Source organism: Bacillus sp. FG16, assembly GCF_057809515.1.
The window spans coordinates 21588-42404 of record NZ_JBMDKC010000049.1 but is presented as its reverse complement, the minus strand read 5'-3'; the positions used below and the strand labels follow the sequence as shown (position 1 = coordinate 42404).

Below are 20817 nucleotides of genomic sequence, written 5' to 3'. Positions count from 1 at the left end.
AAAGCTAAAGAAGAAGAGAGAGCGCAAGAAATAGCAAAAGCTAAAGAAGAAGAGAGAGCGCAAGAAATAGCAAAAGCTAAAGAAGAAGAGAAAGCAAGAGAAATAGCAAAAGCTAAAGAAGAAGAAGAGAAAGCAAGAGAAATAGCAAAAGCTAAGGAAGAAGAAAGAGCAAGAGAAATAGCAAAAGCTAAAGAAGAAGAAAGAGCGAAAGAAGTATCAAAAAACAACATACAGTCTGCTAAACGTGAATTAACGGTAGTAGCGACAGCGTATACTGCTGATCCAAGTGAAAATGGTACATATGGTGGACGCGTTTTAACTGCGATGGGGCATGATTTAACGGCAAATCCGAATATGAGAATTATCGCAGTCGACCCGAAAGTAATCCCATTAGGATCTAAAGTATGGGTAGAAGGTTATGGAGAAGCTATCGCTGGTGATACTGGAAGCGCAATTAAAGGTAATCGTATTGATGTATTAATGGGGTCAAAAAGTAAAGCTATGAATTGGGGAAGAAAAACTGTTAAAGTAAAAATTTTATAGTAACTATAATGATCCAAATAGAAGTCAGTTCTCTTTATTGAGGCTGGCTTTTATTTTTTTAGTGGAATTATAATAGGATTTTTAAATGACTTACTAATAAACCTGTAATAAAACATAAAAATTGTCTCATGTTTAGAAAAACTATTAAGAATGAGGTAAGGAAGTAGAACAGAAGGTTATTGAGAAGTAGAGAAGAATAGTATGTTGAAAACGAAGGGTTAACGTATAATGAAATATATAAATCGGATCAAATCGTTTACTAAACACGTTCACTCATAATAGTGTAATTAAGTTCAAAGGATAGGTGTATTTCATGAAAGAAGTAAGAGAATATATTGAAACAAAGAAACAAGGTGTATTGGAGTTGCAAATAAAAGAAACGGAAGAAAAGTTAGGTGCTGCTTTCCCAAATCAATATAGGGATCTTATTAAATTAGTTAATAATGCTGAAATAGGGGTATGGATGCTATATCCGATTAAAGATAATAGAAATGTAACGAAAACTTGGGATGATATAGTTAGACAAAACATTGACATGAGAGATGAGTCTATGCCAGAAAATCTTATCATAATTGGTGACGATGGTTCAGGGGATAAATTGTGCTTTAAAATAAATAATGGAAAAACGGATGATAAAATATATATTTGGTATCACGCGGATGACGAAATGGAAGAAATATCTCCGAGTTTAAAAGAATTTATTATGGAAACTATTCAGGAAGACGATGTTTTTTAGTCTTAATTATTATCATTTTGTGAATCATTCTTATAAAAGGCGAGGATAGAATATGACAATAGAATTATATGGCGCACATTGTAATGAGCGGAAAGGGTATAGAGTAATTGAAGGAAGAGGTTCATATAATCATTACTTTGGCGGTCAAGATTGTAATTTGCCAGTATGTAAGTTATGCGGTGAGAAGATGCATCAAATTCTCTGTTTTGATTTAAAAGATGGGAGACTTGCTGAACTTAAAAGTAATGAACTAAATATTTTACCATTCGTTTCATGCTTGAACTGCGCGATGGTGTGGGAACCGCAATATTTTCAGTTAAGTGATGGAGGTAAAACAGTTCAAATCATAAAGCAGCAAAATACAGAAGAATGGATAATGGAAGAGGAAGATAAGTTACCAGTTTCATTACCAAAAACAACGGTAAAGCTTATAAATATGAAAAATGAAGATATACCTACAGATGAAGATAGTTACTGGGAAGCTTTTGACTTGTTCGGTTCTGAATATGTATGTAGATTATTAGGGGCACCATTATATGCGGATCTTCCAGAGCATTTGGCGTGTCCAACTTGTTCTAAAGAGATGAAGTATGTTGCTACAATTACACAAGATATCGAGGAACGCGGACTTATTTCAGTAGTTGATTTCCAGTTTGGGGAAATGAATATTTATTTTTATTTATGTCAAGATTGTTCAATTATAAAAACGGAAACACAAAGTACATAACAAGACTAACATATTATATTAGTCTTGTTTTTGTATCGCAACATCATTAAGAATCGCATCAAATATATCTTTTTGCGTAAAGTTATCTGTAAAAATAGTTTCTCTGGCAACCTCAATTGTATCGTGCGGATTATACCATTTTTGGAGGGAATCTTCACCAAATTCATATCGTTTGTCCCTTGTGTTATGTCGTCTAATAGTTTCCTCTAATGATAAATCAAAATAATATGTAAATGCATTTTCATCAAAATAACGAATTAATTCTTTTAACATCTCACCATACCTACGACTGTCCAATATACCTTCTAAAATAACAAATTCACATTTTCCTTTTCCGTACTTTGTAATTTCAAATAGTAAATTATGTGATAAATTACCCATTGTGTCGTGTACTCTAAGCATATCTCTACGCACAACATCCTGTGATACTAAAAGTGTACCTTGTCCGAAATGTTCTTGTAGTTGCTTTGCAATCGTTGTTTTACCACTTGCGGAGTTTCCTCTAAGAATGATTAAAGTGGATGTAAGTATAGGTTTAGACATAATGTATTCCCCCAACGGTATTAATTATATAGAAAATTTTAACAAATAAAGTGAGGAAAGTGTATAATTAATATGATGAATATTTAAGGAGGGGATTAGATGGGGGATATATTAAAAAATGCACAACCTATATGGAAACGGACTTGGTTTCGTTATCTAGGGGCATTTTTTATTGTTCAGTTACTGTTTATTTTGTGTGAAATAACTGCGTGGGCACCAAACTTTAGACCAGGCGGAGAGTTTTTTAATAGAATATTAAATTCTCAATTTTTCACAGAATGGTTCACACTCTATACAATCCGGCAATTTAATGTATTTACAGCATTTTTTGCGATTACATTACTACCATATGCATTAGTAGGTGCAATGAAAGATATAATATCAAGAAAAAATATAAAAGAATAATAGAGGTATAATATGCTATTTCAAAAAGAAGGGTTATTGATTAGATACGTAATGGAAGATGATGTATCTATCATTTCTAAATGGTTAACGGACCCAGAAGTCCTGCAGTATTACGAAGGACGAGATAATCCGCAATCTGTAGAAAAGGTGCTTGATCATTTTATACATAATCCAAACAGTAATGAAAATAGATGTTTAATAGAATTTGATACCGTTCCGATTGGTTACATACAAATGTACCCAGTTGATTCAGAGTGGAAAGCGATATATGGCTATAAAGAATCACAAAATGTATGGGGAATGGATCAATTTATCGGTGAACCAGCCTATTGGGGAAAAGGAATTGGACAAAAACTCGTTCAGGCAGCAATTACATACATTATGGGTGAAATGGGAGCAGAAGCAATCGCAATGGATCCGAAAGTAAATAATGAACGAGCGATAAAGTGTTATGAAAAATGCGGATTTAAAAAAGTAAAGATTTTAAAGGAACATGAGCTGCATGAGGGGAAACTAGAAGATTGTTGGATGATGGAATATAAACAATTATAATGAATATGAAATGGCTTATATAAACGAAGGGAGCTGTGGGAAATGAAAAAAGCATTAATCGTAATTGATGTACAAGCGGGTATGTATACAGCTGGAATGCCAGTACATAATGGGGGAAAATTTTTACAAACATTGCAAGAGCTTATTGGGGAATGTCGTTCAAATGATATTCCAGTTATTTATGTCCAACATAACGGTCCTAAAGACCATCCGTTAGAAAAAGGTACGGATGGATGGCGAATCCATGCAACAATCGCTCCGCAAGAAGGGGATGATATTGTTGAAAAGACGACGCCAGATTCATTCCATAAGACAAACTTAAGCGAAGTGTTACAAGAGAAAGGAATTGAACACGTTATTCTTTCGGGAATGCAAACAGAGTATTGTGTAGATACGACAACGCGCAGAGCATGTAGTGAAGGATATAAAGTAACGTTAGTTAGTGATGCGCATAGTACATTTGATGCAGAAGTGTTACGTGCTGAAGATATTGTGAAACATCATAACGCAGTATTGGGAGCGTTTGCGGATGTTGTTGCATTAAAAGACTTGAAAGTGGCTGCCTCTAAATAAGAGGCAGTTTTTTATTAGAAAAATAGCGTCAAATATTGTTGGTAAGTCGATATTTTGAAATAATCGTTTATATAATTTCACGTACCATAATAAAAATATACAAAAAAGGAGCACCACATAATTAAAAAGGGTGCTCCTGCATTAAAATGTTACTTTTTCTTGTCTTTATCCAATATATTTTGTTCTTCAGCAAACTCCGTACCATATGCAAAGCGGCGATTAATACGAATGTTATCATTGTTGTGCCTTGTATGAGAGTTAGAGAAGCGATGAACGATTACTTCAGATAAAGTGAAGACGATGGCAGAAAGGATACTGCCCCATGCAATTTGCATATAGTTGTCTAATAAAATATTACCGAAAATCCATACGCTTAAATATGTTAATAAGAAATCCGACATAATGGCACCAGTATTGCCAATTCGATTTAAAATAATTTTATCAACGAACATGTAGGATACGATTGTAACAAAGAGACTGAATGAAATAATTTGAACAAACGTTGCAGGGAAAAATAAAGCAAGCCCAATGCTAAATGCGATAATGCACGATATAAACTTGATAAGCACTACTGTGAAATCATTCAAAATTTACACCTCCGATTTATACATAGTTTTGCAATAAATTCTGGAGTTCATACATTGTAACGGATTTATTTACATAAAACTTTTTCATGTTCGGAATTTAGTCTAAATATTATAAAAATAACGAAAAAATGTTATAGTAAAATGAGAGTGTATGACATTTTTAGGTAAGGGGGAATCCAGGATGTGGATTACTTCAGAAGTAGAAATTCCAGATGAGTTAATTGATCACATTGAGCAAGGAAAGTTAGTGTTATTTGTTGGAGCGGGAGTTTCTATGAAAGGGAAATCAAACTTACCGAATTTTGATGATTTAGTTGATGAAATTGCAAAAACGTTATATGTCGAAAAACGTGAAATAACAGAACCACATGATTATTATCTTGGTAAAATTGCGAAAACAAAAGATGTACATCAAGTCGCAAGAGATCTTGTTCATATAGAGAAATCAAAACCGAATCCATTGCATTATGCAATTCCAAGGTTATTTCCGTTAGATACAGATATCCGCATTGTAACAACAAATTTTGATCAACATTTTACAACTGCAATTAAAGAAATAAATAGAGATATCAATGTTTATTACGCTCCAGCTTTACCGACTGGGAGAGCTTTTAAAGGTCTTGCTTATATACATGGTAATGTAGAACAGGAGAAAGAGGCTTTAATTTTAACAGACGGTGATTTTGGAAGGGCTTACTTAACGGAAGGGTGGGCGAGAAGATTTTTAGTCGATCTATTCTCAAATTACACCGTTTTATTCGTTGGATATAGTCATAATGACCCAGTAATGAAATATTTAGCAACTGGTTTACCACCAAGTACAAGACGATTTGCTTTTGTCGCACAAGGAGAAAATACGTACCACTGGGAACATTTGGGGATAAGACCGATTGTGTATCCGAATAAAGTGAATAATCATCAATCCCTCGTAAAAGCGGTAAAACGCTGGGCGGAATTAATGGGTGATAATTATATTACGAAAAGAATGCGTATTCGGGATATTGTAACGGTTCCCCCGTCAGTAGAACAGGAACAATTATCATACATAAAGCAATCAATTAAAAAAATTGAAACAGTTCGTTACTTTGTGGAATTTGCTCATGATTATGAATGGGTCGAATGGTTAGAAGCAGAAGGTAAATTACAAAATTTGTTTATGCTTACGCCAAACTATAATGAAGTAGATGAATTACTTGCAGAATGGTTAGTGGAACAATTTCTTTTTAGTCATCAGAAAGAATTATTTCAATTAATTTATAAAAACTATTCTAAAATATCACCGTTATTATGGAGAACAATTTGTAACTACTTAAACGAAACGAAGAGTAAGATGGACCCATTGTTGTTTGCCAGGTGGACACTCCTTTTATTAGAAACTGCTGAAAAAGATAGTAGCTCTATAGAAAAGATTTCAAAGTTACTGCAAAAATGTTCTTTTCCTGAGCATAAGGAAATTGCGTTATTGTTACTAACGTTTATTTTAGACGGAAAATTGAAGTTGAAACGTGTAAGAAAATGGGGAAATGATACGCAAGAAGCAATAGAACTCGAGGAATCGAGTCGCTTACCAGTATCAACATTTTCTCATGTGGAGCAAATTTGGAACGAAAAGATGAGGCCATATATCGCCTATTATGCTGTTCCAATTATGATGATCGGATTAGAAAAATTGAGAATGTTGTCGTTAAGACAAACGGCACTGAAAAAAAGAAATACGGAAGATGTAGAAAAAGAGTTTCATCAAAATGATCTTGCATTTTTAATACAAATTGTAAAAGAGTGTCTAACTTATTTATGTGAAAACAATGAGAAAAAAGCGGATTATTATATTACAGAAATGATAGAAGCGAATAGTGTACTTCAAAAGCGAATTGCAATTGATGCGATGAATAAAAATATTTTTGTTCGTGTAGATGACAAAATGAAATGGTTGTTACATGAAGGACTTCTTTTAGATTTCACTTATAAACACGAAGTTTTCCAACTTTTAAAAAGTCATTATGCAAATTGTTTGGAAAAAACAAAAGAAGAAGTCACTCGAACTGTAATAAAGCGTCTTACAGAAGAGAGAGTATTTGATGCATGTCTGATATTAGACTTATTATTCAAGTGTGATTCAAATAGTCCATCTACGGCAAATGGGTATGAGTTAATGAAGCAAAAGCATCCTCATTTTCATTCTGAACAATACAGTGTACAAAAGAAAGAGGATACAGCGCAAAGCATTACTTGTAATGTAACAGCTGACGGATTATTGCAGCTGAAAGATTTTGAAATTATGAAGCAAGTTCGGCAATTTTCGCAAGATGGTGTTTTTGAACAACGCCATTTTTTAGAGATGTTATCAAAAGCATGTAAATTGAATACAGAGTGGAGTATTTCATTCGCATATCAATTAGTAGGAGTGCAAGAAATAAGTAATGAAGTATGGTTTGTTTGTATTAGAGAATGGCGAAATAACCGAGGATTGACAAATGATCAAATCCAAAAAATTATTCCGCTATTGCAGAAATTTGTTAGAAATACTGCTTTTCATTGGTTAATTAGTAGTTTTCTATATGAAATTAGTAATCGACTAGAAGAGTTAGAAGAGAATAGTATACGTGTTGTAAAACGCTTTGCTTTTTCAGTGTTTCCTCAAGTTATGAAGAGTGATACGGATTTTAAGCTTGGAAAACAAGATTTTTACAATGAATCAATTCAGCATCCTGTTGGAAAAATGACGGCTGTATTATTAAAGTTGTTATCATATGATCATTTATACGATCGTAATGTATATGAATATTTATTTTTATTTGAAGAACAAGTAAGAGTTAATTCGGAACGAACAAACTTTATGTTTGCTCGTTTAATAGCAGATATTACATTTCTATACCATATTGAAAAACAATGGTGCCGGAAATATTTGTTACCATACTTAGATTTAAAAAAACAAAATGAAATTACGGAATATGCATGGGCGGGCTTATGTTACACTCAAATAAATTTACCTTTATTTACAGAAATGAAGCGTTTTATTAAGTATGCGATAGAACATTTGGAAGTATTACATCCGCATACGAGGGAAGCTTTCTTGAAGTGGCTTAGCTTTGTATTTATTAAATGTGTACTATATTGGGAGCAAAAAACAGATTGGTTATACCCTTTACTCGTATTAGAAAATGAAGAAAATAAAATTAAATTTATGCAGTTTTTATGCTATTACGTCAAAACATTAAGTGTAAAAGAACAACAAAAATTTTGGACAGCTTGGCTCAGTGTATTTTTGCGAGAACGACCAAAAATGGGTGAGATAACAGTGAGAGAATATGTAATGCTTTTACGTATTATTTTATACATGGATGAAATATTAGAAAAAGGATTATGTATTATGTCTCGTGCATTTTCAAGTGTAAATGGTAAATGTACAGGTGAGGAAATGAAGCAGTTATTGATTGAAATGCTTCATAAGAAAGAAAGTATGAAAGCGCATAAAGAAATGTTTGCAAATGTGTTTTTTATTTTACTACAAACATGTCAAGAAGTCGTTTTATTTGAAAAAGAAATCATAAAAATAAAAGAATTATTAGTTCAGTATGGAGTAGAGGAATATGTTTTACATTTACTAGAAAATGAAATAATTCGCATAGGAATTGTAATGGGTGATTTACAAGAAGAATTATAGGACGAAAGTGGAATTTTAAAAAATATATAAAAAGTTGTTGACAGTGTTTTGAAAAGCGTTCTATAATACGAATCATACTTATTCAATTTCAAAAACATTTGAATAAACAAAGTGCAATGAAGAGATCACAGTAGTGGTTAGTCTTACTGTAACAGAGAGCTGGTGGTTGGTGTGAACCAGTACAGGGATAATCATGAATTACAGTCTTGGAGCATCTTTTTCGTAATAAAGATAGTTTGTCTTTATTACGAAAAAGCGGTCAATTGATCGTTAACAGTGAAGAGAGGTAGACAGAAAGTTAGTCTACAACTAGGGTGGTACCGCGATAAATATCGTCCCTACTGATTTATTCAGTAGGGACTTTTTGTATTTTAGTGGTCCAACTTGAAAATAAAATAGTCATGCATTGAAAGGAAAAGCAGTAGTTGTTGTTTCCCTGTAACAGAGAGCTGGTGGTTGGTGCGAACCAGTACAAAAACAAGAGCGAATTACAGTCCTGGAGCATCTTTTTCGTAGTAAAGATAGTATTGTCTTTATGAAGGGAAAGACGGTCAGATGATCGTTAACAATGAAGAGAGGTAGACGAAAGAAGTCTACAACTAGGGTGGTACCGCGATAAATATCGTCCCTACTGATTGGATCAGTAGGGCTTTTTTGTACAAAAAAGTGGCTTTTTAACTAGTAGTTCATGTCTTTGTACGAATTATTAGTTTAAAATAAGAAGAGGTATCGATTCCACTATAAATTTGTATAATTAACCAGTTCAGAAAATAGAGAATCTTTTATTCTCTTACTATACTTTTAAAACATTAGAGGAGGATTTCCAAATGGCAAATCATGAATTAGATCAATTACGTAAACAGGTAGATGAAATTAACTTACAACTATTACACCTTTTAAACAAACGTGGTGAAATCGTTCAAAAAATTGGAGAACAAAAGCAAGTACAAGGTACGAAACGCTTTGATCCAGTACGTGAGCGTGAAGTACTTGATATGATCGCAGAGCATAACGAAGGACCATTCGAAACATCAACAGTTCAACATATTTTCAAAACGATTTTCAAAGCAAGCTTAGAGTTACAAGAAGATGATAACCGTAAAGCGTTACTAGTATCACGTAAAAAGAAACAAGAAAATACAATCGTTGATGTAAAAGGTGAATTGATTGGAAACGGAACACAAACGTTCATCATGGGACCTTGTGCAGTAGAAAGCTTAGAGCAAGTTCGTCAAGTAGGGCAAGCGATGAAAGATCAAGGCTTAAAATTAATGCGCGGTGGTGCATTCAAACCGAGAACATCTCCATACGATTTCCAAGGTTTAGGAGTAGAAGGACTACAAATTTTACGCCAAGTAGCAGACGAGTTCGACTTAGCAATTATTAGTGAAATTTTAAATCCGAACGATGTTGAAATGGCATTAGACTACGTTGATGTAATTCAAGTTGGCGCACGTAACATGCAAAACTTCGATTTATTACGAGCTGTAGGTAAAGTTAACAAACCAGTATTATTAAAACGTGGATTAGCAGCAACAATTGATGAGTTCATTAATGCAGCGGAATACATCATTGCGCAAGGTAACGATCAAATTATTCTTTGTGAGCGTGGTATCCGCACATACGAAAGAGCAACACGTAACACATTAGACATTTCTGCAGTACCAATTTTAAAGAAAGAAACACATTTACCAGTTATCGTTGATGTAACACATTCAACTGGACGCAGAGATTTATTATTACCAACAGCGAAAGCGGCACTTGCAATTGGCGCAGATGCAGTAATGGCTGAAGTTCATCCAGATCCAGCGGTTGCATTGTCAGATTCTGCACAACAAATGGACATTCCAGAATTCCATAGATTCATGGATGAGTTAAAAGGTTTCAAAAATAAATTATCTTAATTCCATATCATATATGCGTTGAAGAGGAAACAGTAGTGCTTATCTCACTGTTAAAGAGAGCTGATGGCTGGTGTAAATCAGTACAAAGGTAAGCATGAATTACAGCCTTGGAGCATCTTTCCCGACAACTTATGGAGGGGAAGACGGTCAAACGATCGTTAAAGAAGAAGAGAGGTAGACGACAGTTGTCTACAACTAGGGTGGTACCGCGATAAACATCGTCCCTACTGAGCGCTCAGTAGGGACTTTTTTGTACAAAAAAATAGTAAAGGGGCAAGAGAAATGAGATACATTACAGCTGGAGAATCACATGGACCGCAGTTAACAGTTATTTTAGAAGGTGTACCAGCAGGTTTGACACTTACGGCGGAACATATTAATAAAGAATTATTAAGAAGACAAAAAGGTCATGGACGCGGAAGACGCATGCAAATTGAAACAGATACAGTTGAAATTGTAAGTGGTGTTCGTCACGGGATGACACTCGGATCACCGATTACGTTAATTGTAAAAAACGATGATTTCAAACATTGGACGAAAGTAATGGGTGCAGAGCCAATTTCGGAAAAAGAAAGTAAAGACATGAAACGTACAATTACAAAACCACGTCCAGGACATGCGGATTTAAATGGAGCAATTAAATATGGCCATCGTGATATAAGAAACGTATTAGAGCGCTCATCTGCAAGAGAAACGACAGTTCGTGTAGCTGCTGGTGCAGTTGCAAAACAAATTTTAAGCGAATTAGGCGTAAAAATTGCAGGACATGTTCTTGAAATTGGTGGAGTAAAAGCAAAACATATTTCAAACTTACTGATTGAAGAAATTCAAACGATAACTGAAAACTCACCAGTTCGATGTTTAGATAAAGAAGTAGAGCAAGAAATGATGGATGCGATTGACAACGCAAAAAGTAGCGGAGATTCAATCGGTGGTATTGTGGAAGTCATTGCAGAAGGTATGCCAATTGGCGTTGGTAGTTACGTTCATTACGATCGTAAATTAGATGCAAAACTTGCTGGTGCAATTATGAGTATAAATGCATTTAAAGGTGCTGAAATTGGCGTAGGTTTTGAAGCGGCAAGACAACCAGGAAGTAAAGTGCATGATGAAATTCTGTGGGATGAAGAAAAAGGATACACGAGAAAAACGAATAATGCCGGCGGTTTAGAAGGTGGTATGACAACAGGTATGCCAATTGTCGTAAGAGGCGTTATGAAGCCAATTCCTACATTATACAAACCGTTAGCAAGCGTTGATATTGATACGAAGGAAGCATTCCAAGCGAGTATTGAAAGATCTGATAGTTGCGCAGTACCAGCAGCGGGTGTAGTAGCTGAATCTGTTGTAGCATGGGAACTTGCAGATGCACTAGTCGAACAATTCGGAAAAGATCGTATGGATTTATTAAAACAAAACATTATGCAACATAATAACTACGCGAAAGAATTTTAATAAAAAGGTGGGTTTAACGTGCAAGTAAAAGAGCAACTATCATCATTACAACCATATAAACCAGGTAAATCACCAGAACAAATGAAAGAAGTATACGGAGATCATTCGTTTGTGAAATTAGCATCGAATGAAAATCCATTCGGTTGTTCACCGAGAGTTTTAGAAGAGTTGCAAAAATCTTGGTTGGAACATGCTTTATATCCTGACGGAGGTGCTACAACGCTCCGTCAAACAATCGCGGATAAGTTGCATGTGCAATTAGAACAAGTACTTTGTGGTAGTGGTTTAGATGAAGTCATTCAAATGATAAGCCGTGCAGTACTTAAAGCAGGAGATAATATCGTAACGGCTGGTGCAACATTCCCGCAGTACCGTCATCATGCAATTATTGAAGGCTGTGAAGTGAAAGAAATTCCTTTAAATAACGGTGTATACGATTTAGACGAAATTTCGTCAGTGGTAAATAATAATACGAAAATCGTATGGATTTGTAATCCGAACAACCCGACGGGCACATATGTGAATGAGCAAAAATTGACTCAATTTATTGAAGGCATTAGTGAAAATACGTTAATTGTCATTGATGAAGCGTACTATGAATACGTAACAGCAAAAGATTTCCCTGAGACATTACCGCTTTTAGAAAAACATAAAAACATTCTTGTACTTAGAACGTTTTCTAAAGCATACGGATTAGCTTCTTTCCGCGTTGGATATGCGATCGGACAGGAAGAGCTAATTGAGAAATTAAATGTCGTACGTTTACCATTTAACGTATCTTCATTAGCGCAAAAAGCAGCTACGATTGCTTTTGGTGATGACGAGTTTATTGAAGAAATAGTTCGCGTGAATACAGAAGGATTACAGCAATACGAGAGTTTCTGTAAGGAAAACGAAATACCATTTTATTCGTCACAAACTAATTTCATCTTCTTACCGGTAGATAATGCTGGAGAGATTTATGAAGCTTGTGCACATGCAGGGTTTATTATTCGTCCATTCCCAAATGGTGTCCGTATTACAGTTGGAACAAGGGAGCAAAATGAAGGAGTGATTTCAGTGTTAAAACAGCACTTTGAAAATAAAAAAAGTAAGTCTCGAGATGAGGAAAATGCGTAAAAAGGTAGTATTAATTGGAACAGGTTTAATAGGAGGTTCTCTCGCCTTAGCAATTAAGAAAGAGCACGATGTAATGATAACAGGTTACGATATATTTCAAGAGCAAGTAGAGCGTGCAAAAGAATTACACGTAGTAGATGAAGTAGCAGTTGATTTACAACATGCATGTGAAGAGGCACATTTAATTATTTTTGCTTCTCCAGTTGAAGAAACGAAGAAGCTATTACACAAACTTGCGTCATTCCGTTTACGAGAAGATGTTATAGTGACTGATGTTGGTAGTACAAAAGGGTCTATTATGAGTGAAGCGGAAGCTTTATTTTCAAAGGAAGTTTCTTTCATTGGGGGACATCCGATGGCGGGTTCTCATAAAACGGGAGTTGAAAGCGCAAAGGCGCATTTATTTGAAAATGCATTTTACATTTTAACACCGATGAATCATGTACTAAATGAACAAGTGGAAGACCTTAAAGTATGGTTAAAAGGAACAGGATCTCATTTTCTTGTTTTAAATACAGAAGAACATGATTATGTAACAGGGATTGTTAGTCATTTCCCGCATCTTATCGCAGCAGGTTTAGTAAAGCAAGTTGAGAAACATGCAGGAGATAATCCGCTCATTCATCAACTAGCTGCTGGAGGTTTCAAAGACATTACACGTATCGCATCTAGTAGTCCGAAAATGTGGAGTGATATTGTAAAGCAAAATCGAGAGCATTTAATGGTATTATTAAAAGAGTGGATCTCTGAAATGGAAGGTTTATATAAGACAGTTTCTACCGGAGATGCAGGCGAGATTCAAAACTATTTTGCAGATGCGAAAGAATACCGTGATTCTTTACCAGTAAGAAAGAGTGGTGCAATTCCTGCCTATCACGATTTATACGTTGATGTATTAGATAAGGTGGGGGCATTGGCTCATATTACGAGTATTTTAGCGCGCGAGGAAATTAGTATTACGAACTTGCAAATATTAGAAGCGCGTGAAGGACTGCTTGGGGTATTACGTATTAGTTTCCAAAGGGAAGAAGATCGTATGAAAGCAAAGCTAGCGCTCGGAGAAGAAAAATACCAAACTTATGAAACAATTTAAATGAGAAGGTGAAAAACGTGAAAGAAAGAACAATACAACCTGTTAATAACGGATTGAATGGCAATATTACAATCCCAGGTGATAAATCCATTTCACACCGTGCTGTTATGTTCGGTTCGATTGCAGAAGGGAAAACAACAATTAAAGGTTTCTTGCCCGGTGCAGACTGTTTAAGTACGATTTCATGTTTTAAAGAAATGGGAGTAGAAATTACGCAAAACGGTGATGAAGTTACTGTAGTTGGTAAAGGATTAGAAGGTTTACAAGAACCGAAAGCTGTATTAGATGTTGGTAATTCTGGTACAACAATTCGATTAATGTCAGGTATATTAGCTAACACACCATTTTTCTCTTGCGTACAAGGTGATGAGTCTATCGCAAAAAGACCGATGAAGCGTGTAACAAACCCGTTAAAACAAATGGGTGCAAACATTGACGGCAGAGAAGAAGGAACATTTACACCGCTAACAATACGTGGCGGAGATTTAAAAGCAATTGAATATATTTCTCCTGTTGCAAGTGCACAAGTAAAGTCAGCTATTTTACTTGCAGGTCTTCGTGCAGAAGGTGTAACAGCTGTTACAGAACCACATATTTCACGCGACCATACGGAAAGAATGCTTGAAGCATTTGGTGTTAAAGTAACTCGCGAAGGGAAAACAGTGAAGCTATCAGGTGGACAAAAATTAACAGCAACAGACGTTCAAGTACCAGGTGACGTATCATCAGCAGCATTTTTCTTAGTGGCAGGCGCAATCATTCCAAATAGTAAACTAGTATTACAAAATGTAGGGATGAACCCAACTCGTACAGGTATTATTGATGTTTTAGAGAAAATGGGTGCAACGTTCACTGTAGAGCCAATTAACGAAGGCTCATCAGAACCAGCTGCAAACATTACGATTGAAACATCTTCATTAAAAGGAATTGAAATTGGCGGAGATATTATCCCAAGATTAATTGATGAAATTCCTGTTATCGCCTTAGCGGCAACGCAAGCAGAAGGAATTACAGTAATTAAAGATGCGCACGAATTAAAAGTAAAAGAAACGAACCGTATCGATACAGTTGTTGCGGAGTTAACGAAACTAGGAGCTCGCATAGAAGCAACTGATGACGGCATGATTATTTACGGGAAATCAGCTCTAAAAGGCAATACAGTAAATAGTTATGGTGATCATCGCATCGGAATGATGCTTGCGATTGCTGGCTGCCTGGCAGAAGGAAAAACAATTATTGAAGATGCAGAAGCCGTAGGTGTATCATATCCTACATTCTTTGATGAACTTCAAAAGTTAGCTAAATAATAAGGATGGAAAGCAGATACGTGATGTATCTGCTTTTTTTGTTAAAACGTCTTTGTAATTTCACTTACCGAACTACAAAAGTAAGAATTATGATACAATTCAAACAGGGAATGGAGGAGAATTATATGAATGTCATACAATTAAAAGAAGATAAGTTCAGAGAAGCATTACGTTTATCAGAATACGCTTTTCAATATAAAGTAGATGAGGAACGATTACAGCAGCAACTTACAAAGATGAAGGAAAGTCATGAAATATACGGCATTATGGAAGGGGAAGACTTAGCAGCAAAACTACATCTTATTCCGTTTCATATTTACATAGGTAAAGAAAAATTTAAAATGGGTGGCGTTGCAGGGGTAGCGACGTATCCTGAGTATAGAAGAAGTGGGTATGTAAAAGAGCTACTTCAACATTCACTTCAAACGATGAAAAAAGATGGCTATACAGTCTCTATGTTACATCCATTTGCGGTTTCATTTTACCGTAAATACGGCTGGGAACTTTGTGCGAATTTAGTCACATGTCATATGATTAAGAGCGATTTAGTGATGAAAAAACAAGTAAATGGAACTGTGAAACGTTTTAATAAAGAAAATCATCCAGAAGAGGTCGAAAAGCTCTATGAAGTATTTGCAGAACGTTTTTCAGGTATGCTAGTTCGAGAGAAGAACTGGTGGTTACAAGCGGTTTATGATGATTTAACATTAGCGATTTACTATGATGAAGATAAAACGGCAGCAGGTTACATGTTATACAAAATAGAAAACTATAAAATGACAGTAGAAGAATTTGTACCACTACATAATGAAGCACGAAATGGTCTGTGGAACTTTATTTGCCAGCATGATTCTATGATTAAAGAACTTGAAATGACAGTAAGTGAAAACGAACCGTTGTTATATTCATTGCAAGAGCCACGCGTGAAGACAGAAATAAAACCATATTTTATGGGAAGAATTGTAGATGTAGAGCAGTTCTTAAAACAATATGAGTTGAATTGGAACAATGTACAGCAAGAAGTGATCCTACACATTACAGACGCATTTGCTCCGTGGAATAACGTAACAGTGAGACTTGCAAATCATGAAATAACAATTGTAGAAGAAACAACGGAAAAAGGAATAAAACTGGATATAAATGCACTATCGGCAATAATGTTTGGTTATAAACGCCCATTAGAACTAAATGAACTTGAATTAATAAGTGGAAGTGACGAGGCAATACGGTCAATTGAGAATCTAGTACCAGTGCGTAAGCCATTTATTTATGATTTCTTTTAATTTGTATGTATGAAGGTGGGCTATCCTAAGTGAAATTTCGGGATAGCTTCCTCTTATATTGTGAATTTTTGTCGGTAAGTCAATATATCATGAGAATCGCTGATATAATTTTAAGTTGCGCCAATATATCCAGAAAGTCACTCATATAATTTCATTCACAAATAGAGGATAAAAAATCACAGTTATACTTTGTCACGCACTTGACTTTTAATTCATGTAATTTATAATTAAAAACGGAATGAATTTTCATTCCTGGAAATTGAGGTGGAAAAATGGCTAAAAACAAACAAGAGGATATTTTTGATGCTGCAATACAACTTTTTGCAGAACGAGGTTATGATGGTACAACAATTCCGATGATTGCTGAAAAAGCAAAAGTAGGCGCAGGTACGATCTACCGTTATTTTGAAAATAAAGAAGCGCTTGTTAATTCTTTATTTACGAAAAGTGTTTTACAACTATCGGAATTAATAAAAAATGATTTCCCGGTCGGTGCAAATATTCGTGAACAGTTTAGCCATACATACAACCGTTTATTTGAATTTGCGAGACAAAATGCAGATGCTTTTCTTTTTACAAATTCTCACTGTGATAGTTATTTTCTAGATGAACATAGCAATGAAATATTCGAGGACTTCATGGGTTTCTTCATGAACTTGATTGAAGATGGAATTGAAAAAGGTTTGCTTCGTCCATTACCACCAATTGCTTTAATTATTATTGTATATCAACCAATTGAAAAATTAATTAAAGTAATGGAAACAGGGCAGTTAGAATATACAGATGAATTAGTAAAGGAATTGGAAGAAAGTTGTTGGAATGCTATTAGAATCATTTGATTCTATAGCCTTATAAGGACAGGAATGAACATTCATTCCGTATTACCTAGTTTAATAAAGTTAATGAATAATTTAATAGAATGATAGGAATGAACGTTCATTCCAAAAGGATTTTCAAAAGAATAGGAATGAATATTCATTCCGCGTGTAAATTTCATAATGGGAGATGATTTAAATGAGCAAGTTAAAAAGTTGGAGAAGTTTATCTTTTCTATTATGGATAGTTATTACTATTACAATGGTTGTAACGATGCCTAATATGGATAAATTAGTGAAGGAAAAAGGGAAAATTACAATCCCTAATACAGAACAAAGCAGCATTGCTGACAAGATGATTAAAGAGATGGATAAAGAAGGGGTTGAAAAGTATGAAATTATAGCCGTTTTTAATAGTGGCAATAAGGCAGCTTTAACAGATGAACAAAAGAAGGAAATAACAAAAACGATCAACGCCCTGCAAAATGAAAAAGAGCAATTAGGAATTAAGGAAGTTGTTTCGCATTTAGATAATAAAGACTTGGAGAAACAATTAGTTTCTAAAGATAATACGACTATTTTAACGCAAATATCGATAGATAAAAAACATGGTGAAATATCAAAGGTTTCAAATAATCTTCATGAAAAGGTGCAAACGAAAGGGGTAAAAACGTATTTAACAGGAAGTGACTTAATAGCGGGTGATTTTCTTAAATCCTCTCAAGAGGGAGTGAAAAAGACAGAAGTTATTTCAATCATTTTCATTCTTGTAGTATTAATCCTCGTATTCCGTTCACCAGTTGTTCCGATTGTTTCTCTTCTTACAGTCGGTGTGTCGTATTTAGTTTCAATGGGGATTATTGCTCAGCTTGTAGATCAATTTAATTTCCCATTTTCAAACTTTACACAAGTGTTCGTAGTCGTCGTCCTCTTTGGAGTAGGAACAGATTATAACATTTTATTATATACGAGGTTTAAAGAAGAATTAAGTAAACAAGAAAATGCATTTTTGGCCACGAAAGAAACATTTAAATCGGCAGGTAAAACCGTATTATATAGCGGTATAGCGGTGCTAATTGGTTTTGCATCACTTGCGTTAGCGAGTTTTAAATTATATCAATCTACTTCAGCGGTAGCAATTGGTGTTTTAGTATTACTACTCGTATTAACGACTTTAAATCCATTTTTTATGGTGCTTTTAGGAAAAGGAATGTTTTATCCAGTTAAAACATTTAAAGGTCATGAGGATAGTCGCTTATGGGGATTCTTTGCGAAAAACTCAGTAGCAAGGCCATTTATCGCTTTAATCATCGTATTTTTAATATCGATTCCTTTCATATTAAAATACTCTAATACACTAAATTACAATGATTTATTTGAAGTAGATAATAAGTATGAATCAAAGATGGGTATTAACGTAATAGAGGATCATTTTCCGCCTGGTTTCTCTTCACCGAGTACATTAGTCATTCAATCTGATAAAAAGCTGGATGAAGGAACTTCTCTACAAATTTTAGACGAATTAACTGATAAAATTTCGAAAGTTAAAGGTGTATCAGAAGTATATGCACCGACACGTCCAACTGGTGAGAAGATAAAAGAATTATATTTAAATAAGCAAGCGGGAGAATTGAATACAGGATTAGGAGATGCCGATGGTGGCATAAAGGAAATTAATGATGGATTAACGGATGCGAAAAATAAAATGGGAAGTAATGATTCAAATAGTCTTGCGAATGTTCAAAAATTAATTGATGGAACGAACGAGGCGAAAAACGGGGTATCAGCATTAGGAACAGCTTTACATCAATTATCAAATGGCATAAACGACGGTGCACAAGGAGCACAGCAAATTGAGAGTGGCTTAGCTTCAGTAAACGAAAATATAAATGTTCTATCTAATGCAACGTCGCAGCTGCATGCTGGTTATGCACAGTTAGAAAAAGGTTTAAGCTCTTACGATCAATACTTCGGAAGTATTTCTCAAGCAATTGATGGTGCGAAAAAGGGATATGAACAAATTGAAATGTTAATGACCAATTTCGTTCAAACGAAACCAGAACTAGCGAATGATTCAAACATACAACAAACGATAGGAATTGCTAAAGAAGCTCAAAAACAATTAAATATACTTTCAAAAGAATTAAATCAATTAGCAACGCAGCATAAAGCAGCGATGAGTTCATTTAAAGAAGCGAATCAATCGTTACTGAAAGTGGATAACGGCTTAAAAGAAATGAACAATGGAATTAATAAGTTACAAAAGGGGGCAGCGGATCTTAAAAATGGATTAAATGAAGGTTCTGCAGGTTCAAAACAAATTGCGAATAAATCAGCTGAGTTACAATCTGGATTAACGAAAATAAACGATGGGCAAGGGCAACTTTTAACGGGCCTTAAAGACCTGCAGGAAAAGATGGGGCAATTACAATCTGGTTTATCTAAAAGTACAGAAGGGCTTGGAAAAGTAAGCAATGGCCTGCATGACGCGCAGAAATATTTAGGGGAGCTCAATGAATCGAAAAGCTCTGAGAAGTTTTATATTCCAAAAGAAGTGTTAGAGGGAGACGATTTCCAAAAAGCATTGAACACGTACATGTCACAAGATAGAAAGATTGCTAAAATGACCATCATTTTAGATGTAAATCCGTATTCAAAAGAAGCAATGCCGATTATTCAAGAAATCAATAAAACAATCGAGGGCACTGTAAAGGGAACGGAATTACATGATGCGAAAACAGCAATTGGCGGAACAACAGCTAGAAACGTTGATTTAAAAGAAGTAACAGGGCAAGATTTCTTACGTACAGCTACGATTATGTTAATTGGAATTGCGATTGTATTAATTGTAATTACACGTTCATTATTAAATACAATATTTATTATTGGCTCATTACTATTAGCGTACTTTGCATCGCTTGGTATAAGCGAACAAATTAGTGCACATGTATTACATGTAGAGTCATTAAGCTGGAATGTTCCATTCTTTAGCTTCATTATGATTGTCGCTTTAGGAGTGGATTATAGTATTTTCGTAATGATGCGCTATAACGAGATAGAAGGGGATTCGGTAACGAAAATTGTAACTGCATCTCGTCATATAGGAGGAGTTGTATTATCAGCGGCGCTAATTTTAGTAGGGACATTTGCAGCATTAATCCCTTCAGGTGTATTAACACTTATACAAGTAGCATCAGTTGTTGGCGTTGCACTATTACTATTAGCTTTAATCGTGATGCCGATATTGTTACCTGCTTTAATGGGATTAACGAGTAGATTGAAGAGTTATAAAGAAAAGATAATAAATACGAAATAAGTGAAGACTGTAGGGGATGATTTCTCTACAGTTTTTCTATATATAAAATTTCGAATGAAAAATGAATCCAATGTATTAAAGAATGAGAAGTGAATGGTTATATGAGAAAGAGGTCGATGATATACATACAATAGCTAGGGGAATGGATAAAAACTCTCCGATTTCATTATAGAAAGGTAATCAACCGTTGCTATT

General features: G+C 34.8%; 17 protein-coding genes and 3 other annotated features. Of the genes, 15 read left to right on the top strand and 2 right to left on the bottom strand.

Annotation, left to right across the window (positions count from 1 at the left end; translation table 11 throughout):
• The 3 genes from ACODS7_RS18265 to ACODS7_RS18255 form a co-directional block, all read left to right on the top strand.
• Window positions 1–543 (top strand): 3D domain-containing protein (locus tag ACODS7_RS18265; RefSeq protein ID WP_488827240.1); only part of this gene is annotated, 543 nt, incomplete at its 5' end.
• 313 nt (window positions 544–856) lie between these two features.
• Window positions 857–1279: an SMI1/KNR4 family protein gene (locus ACODS7_RS18260; protein ID WP_224980217.1), complete on the top strand. Its 423-nt coding sequence runs from the start codon at window positions 857–859 to the stop codon at window positions 1277–1279.
• A gap of 52 nt (window positions 1280–1331) precedes the next feature.
• Window positions 1332–2006: a hypothetical protein gene (locus ACODS7_RS18255; protein WP_000151353.1), complete on the top strand. Its 675-nt coding sequence runs from the start codon at window positions 1332–1334 to the stop codon at window positions 2004–2006.
• An 18-nt stretch (window positions 2007–2024) separates the two neighbouring features.
• Here the strand turns inward: ACODS7_RS18255 and ACODS7_RS18250 are convergent, their stop codons facing one another.
• A complete protein-coding gene (locus ACODS7_RS18250; RefSeq protein ID WP_224980225.1) occupies window positions 2025–2549 on the bottom strand; it encodes a kinase in 525 nt (174 codons plus the stop codon).
• Window positions 2550–2648: 99 nt separating this feature from the next.
• On the opposite strand from ACODS7_RS18250, the gene ACODS7_RS18245 reads away from it, so the two are divergent.
• From ACODS7_RS18245 to ACODS7_RS18235, 3 genes are read left to right on the top strand one after another with little or no spacing between them, the layout of a single operon-like run.
• Window positions 2649–2954, top strand: a complete 306-nt coding sequence (locus ACODS7_RS18245; RefSeq protein ID WP_224980227.1) for a YfzA family protein — start codon at window positions 2649–2651, stop codon at window positions 2952–2954.
• Between the two features lie 12 nt (window positions 2955–2966).
• A complete protein-coding gene (locus tag ACODS7_RS18240; protein WP_224980229.1) occupies window positions 2967–3506 on the top strand; it encodes a GNAT family N-acetyltransferase in 540 nt (179 codons plus the stop codon).
• Between the two features lie 42 nt (window positions 3507–3548).
• A complete protein-coding gene (locus ACODS7_RS18235; RefSeq protein ID WP_053564161.1) occupies window positions 3549–4079 on the top strand; it encodes a cysteine hydrolase family protein in 531 nt (176 codons plus the stop codon).
• A 149-nt stretch (window positions 4080–4228) separates the two neighbouring features.
• On the opposite strand, the gene ACODS7_RS18230 is transcribed toward ACODS7_RS18235, so the two are convergent.
• Window positions 4229–4666 carry a YndM family protein gene (locus ACODS7_RS18230; protein ID WP_000997702.1) on the bottom strand — a complete coding sequence of 146 codons (438 nt, stop codon included), beginning with the start codon at window positions 4664–4666 and terminating at the stop codon, window positions 4229–4231.
• 181 nt (window positions 4667–4847) lie between these two features.
• Between ACODS7_RS18230 and ACODS7_RS18225 the strand changes: the two genes are divergently transcribed.
• From ACODS7_RS18225 to ACODS7_RS18185, 9 genes are all read left to right on the top strand, one after another.
• Window positions 4848–8330 carry a DUF4020 domain-containing protein gene (locus ACODS7_RS18225; RefSeq protein ID WP_224980230.1) on the top strand — a complete coding sequence of 1161 codons (3483 nt, stop codon included), beginning with the start codon at window positions 4848–4850 and terminating at the stop codon, window positions 8328–8330.
• Window positions 8331–8437: 107 nt separating this feature from the next.
• Window positions 8438–8673 (top strand) — a binding site (T-box leader).
• Between the two features lie 54 nt (window positions 8674–8727).
• Window positions 8728–8963, top strand: a binding site (T-box leader).
• Window positions 8964–9157: 194 nt separating this feature from the next.
• Window positions 9158–10234 carry a bifunctional 3-deoxy-7-phosphoheptulonate synthase/chorismate mutase gene (locus ACODS7_RS18220; protein WP_001273575.1) on the top strand — a complete coding sequence of 359 codons (1077 nt, stop codon included), beginning with the start codon at window positions 9158–9160 and terminating at the stop codon, window positions 10232–10234.
• Between the two features lie 9 nt (window positions 10235–10243).
• Window positions 10244–10463 (top strand) — a binding site (T-box leader).
• Between the two features lie 53 nt (window positions 10464–10516).
• A complete protein-coding gene (gene aroC / locus ACODS7_RS18215) occupies window positions 10517–11689 on the top strand; it encodes a chorismate synthase (protein WP_048563749.1) in 1173 nt (390 codons plus the stop codon).
• A gap of 18 nt (window positions 11690–11707) precedes the next feature.
• On the top strand, window positions 11708–12808 hold the full coding sequence (gene hisC / locus ACODS7_RS18210) for a histidinol-phosphate transaminase (protein WP_224980232.1): 1101 nt from the start codon (window positions 11708–11710) through the stop codon (window positions 12806–12808).
• Complete coding sequence (gene tyrA / locus ACODS7_RS18205; protein WP_224980234.1) at window positions 12801–13901, top strand: prephenate dehydrogenase; 1101 nt, start codon at window positions 12801–12803, stop codon at window positions 13899–13901. The genes hisC and tyrA overlap by 8 nt, the downstream gene beginning before the upstream one ends.
• Window positions 13902–13918: 17 nt before the next feature.
• Window positions 13919–15208, top strand: a complete 1290-nt coding sequence (gene aroA, locus ACODS7_RS18200) for a 3-phosphoshikimate 1-carboxyvinyltransferase (RefSeq protein WP_088115438.1) — start codon at window positions 13919–13921, stop codon at window positions 15206–15208.
• 125 nt (window positions 15209–15333) lie between these two features.
• Window positions 15334–16491 (top strand): GNAT family N-acetyltransferase, encoded by a 1158-nt coding sequence (locus ACODS7_RS18195; RefSeq protein WP_243168737.1) that lies wholly within the window; start codon window positions 15334–15336, stop codon window positions 16489–16491.
• Window positions 16492–16763: 272 nt separating this feature from the next.
• The gene (locus ACODS7_RS18190) at window positions 16764–17330 is read left to right on the top strand and encodes a TetR/AcrR family transcriptional regulator (protein WP_001107291.1); all 567 of its coding nucleotides are present in this window, start codon (window positions 16764–16766) and stop codon (window positions 17328–17330) included.
• A 175-nt stretch (window positions 17331–17505) separates the two neighbouring features.
• The gene (locus ACODS7_RS18185; RefSeq protein ID WP_043938063.1) at window positions 17506–20622 is read left to right on the top strand and encodes an MMPL family transporter; all 3117 of its coding nucleotides are present in this window, start codon (window positions 17506–17508) and stop codon (window positions 20620–20622) included.
• The last annotated feature ends 195 nt before the right edge of the window (window positions 20623–20817 follow it).

Coding starts and splice junctions, on each gene's coding strand:
- ACODS7_RS18260 (WP_224980217.1), top strand. CDS start 857: ATGAAAGAAGTAAGAGAATATATTGAAACAAAGAAACAAGGTGTATTG.
- ACODS7_RS18255 (WP_000151353.1), top strand. CDS start 1,332: ATGACAATAGAATTATATGGCGCACATTGTAATGAGCGGAAAGGGTAT.
- ACODS7_RS18250 (WP_224980225.1), bottom strand. CDS start 2,549: ATGTCTAAACCTATACTTACATCCACTTTAATCATTCTTAGAGGAAAC.
- ACODS7_RS18245 (WP_224980227.1), top strand. CDS start 2,649: ATGGGGGATATATTAAAAAATGCACAACCTATATGGAAACGGACTTGG.
- ACODS7_RS18240 (WP_224980229.1), top strand. CDS start 2,967: ATGCTATTTCAAAAAGAAGGGTTATTGATTAGATACGTAATGGAAGAT.
- ACODS7_RS18235 (WP_053564161.1), top strand. CDS start 3,549: ATGAAAAAAGCATTAATCGTAATTGATGTACAAGCGGGTATGTATACA.
- ACODS7_RS18225 (WP_224980230.1), top strand. CDS start 4,848: ATGTGGATTACTTCAGAAGTAGAAATTCCAGATGAGTTAATTGATCAC.
- ACODS7_RS18220 (WP_001273575.1), top strand. CDS start 9,158: ATGGCAAATCATGAATTAGATCAATTACGTAAACAGGTAGATGAAATT.
- aroC (WP_048563749.1), top strand. CDS start 10,517: ATGAGATACATTACAGCTGGAGAATCACATGGACCGCAGTTAACAGTT.
- tyrA (WP_224980234.1), top strand. CDS start 12,801: ATGCGTAAAAAGGTAGTATTAATTGGAACAGGTTTAATAGGAGGTTCT.
- ACODS7_RS18195 (WP_243168737.1), top strand. CDS start 15,334: ATGAATGTCATACAATTAAAAGAAGATAAGTTCAGAGAAGCATTACGT.
- ACODS7_RS18190 (WP_001107291.1), top strand. CDS start 16,764: ATGGCTAAAAACAAACAAGAGGATATTTTTGATGCTGCAATACAACTT.
- ACODS7_RS18185 (WP_043938063.1), top strand. CDS start 17,506: ATGAGCAAGTTAAAAAGTTGGAGAAGTTTATCTTTTCTATTATGGATA.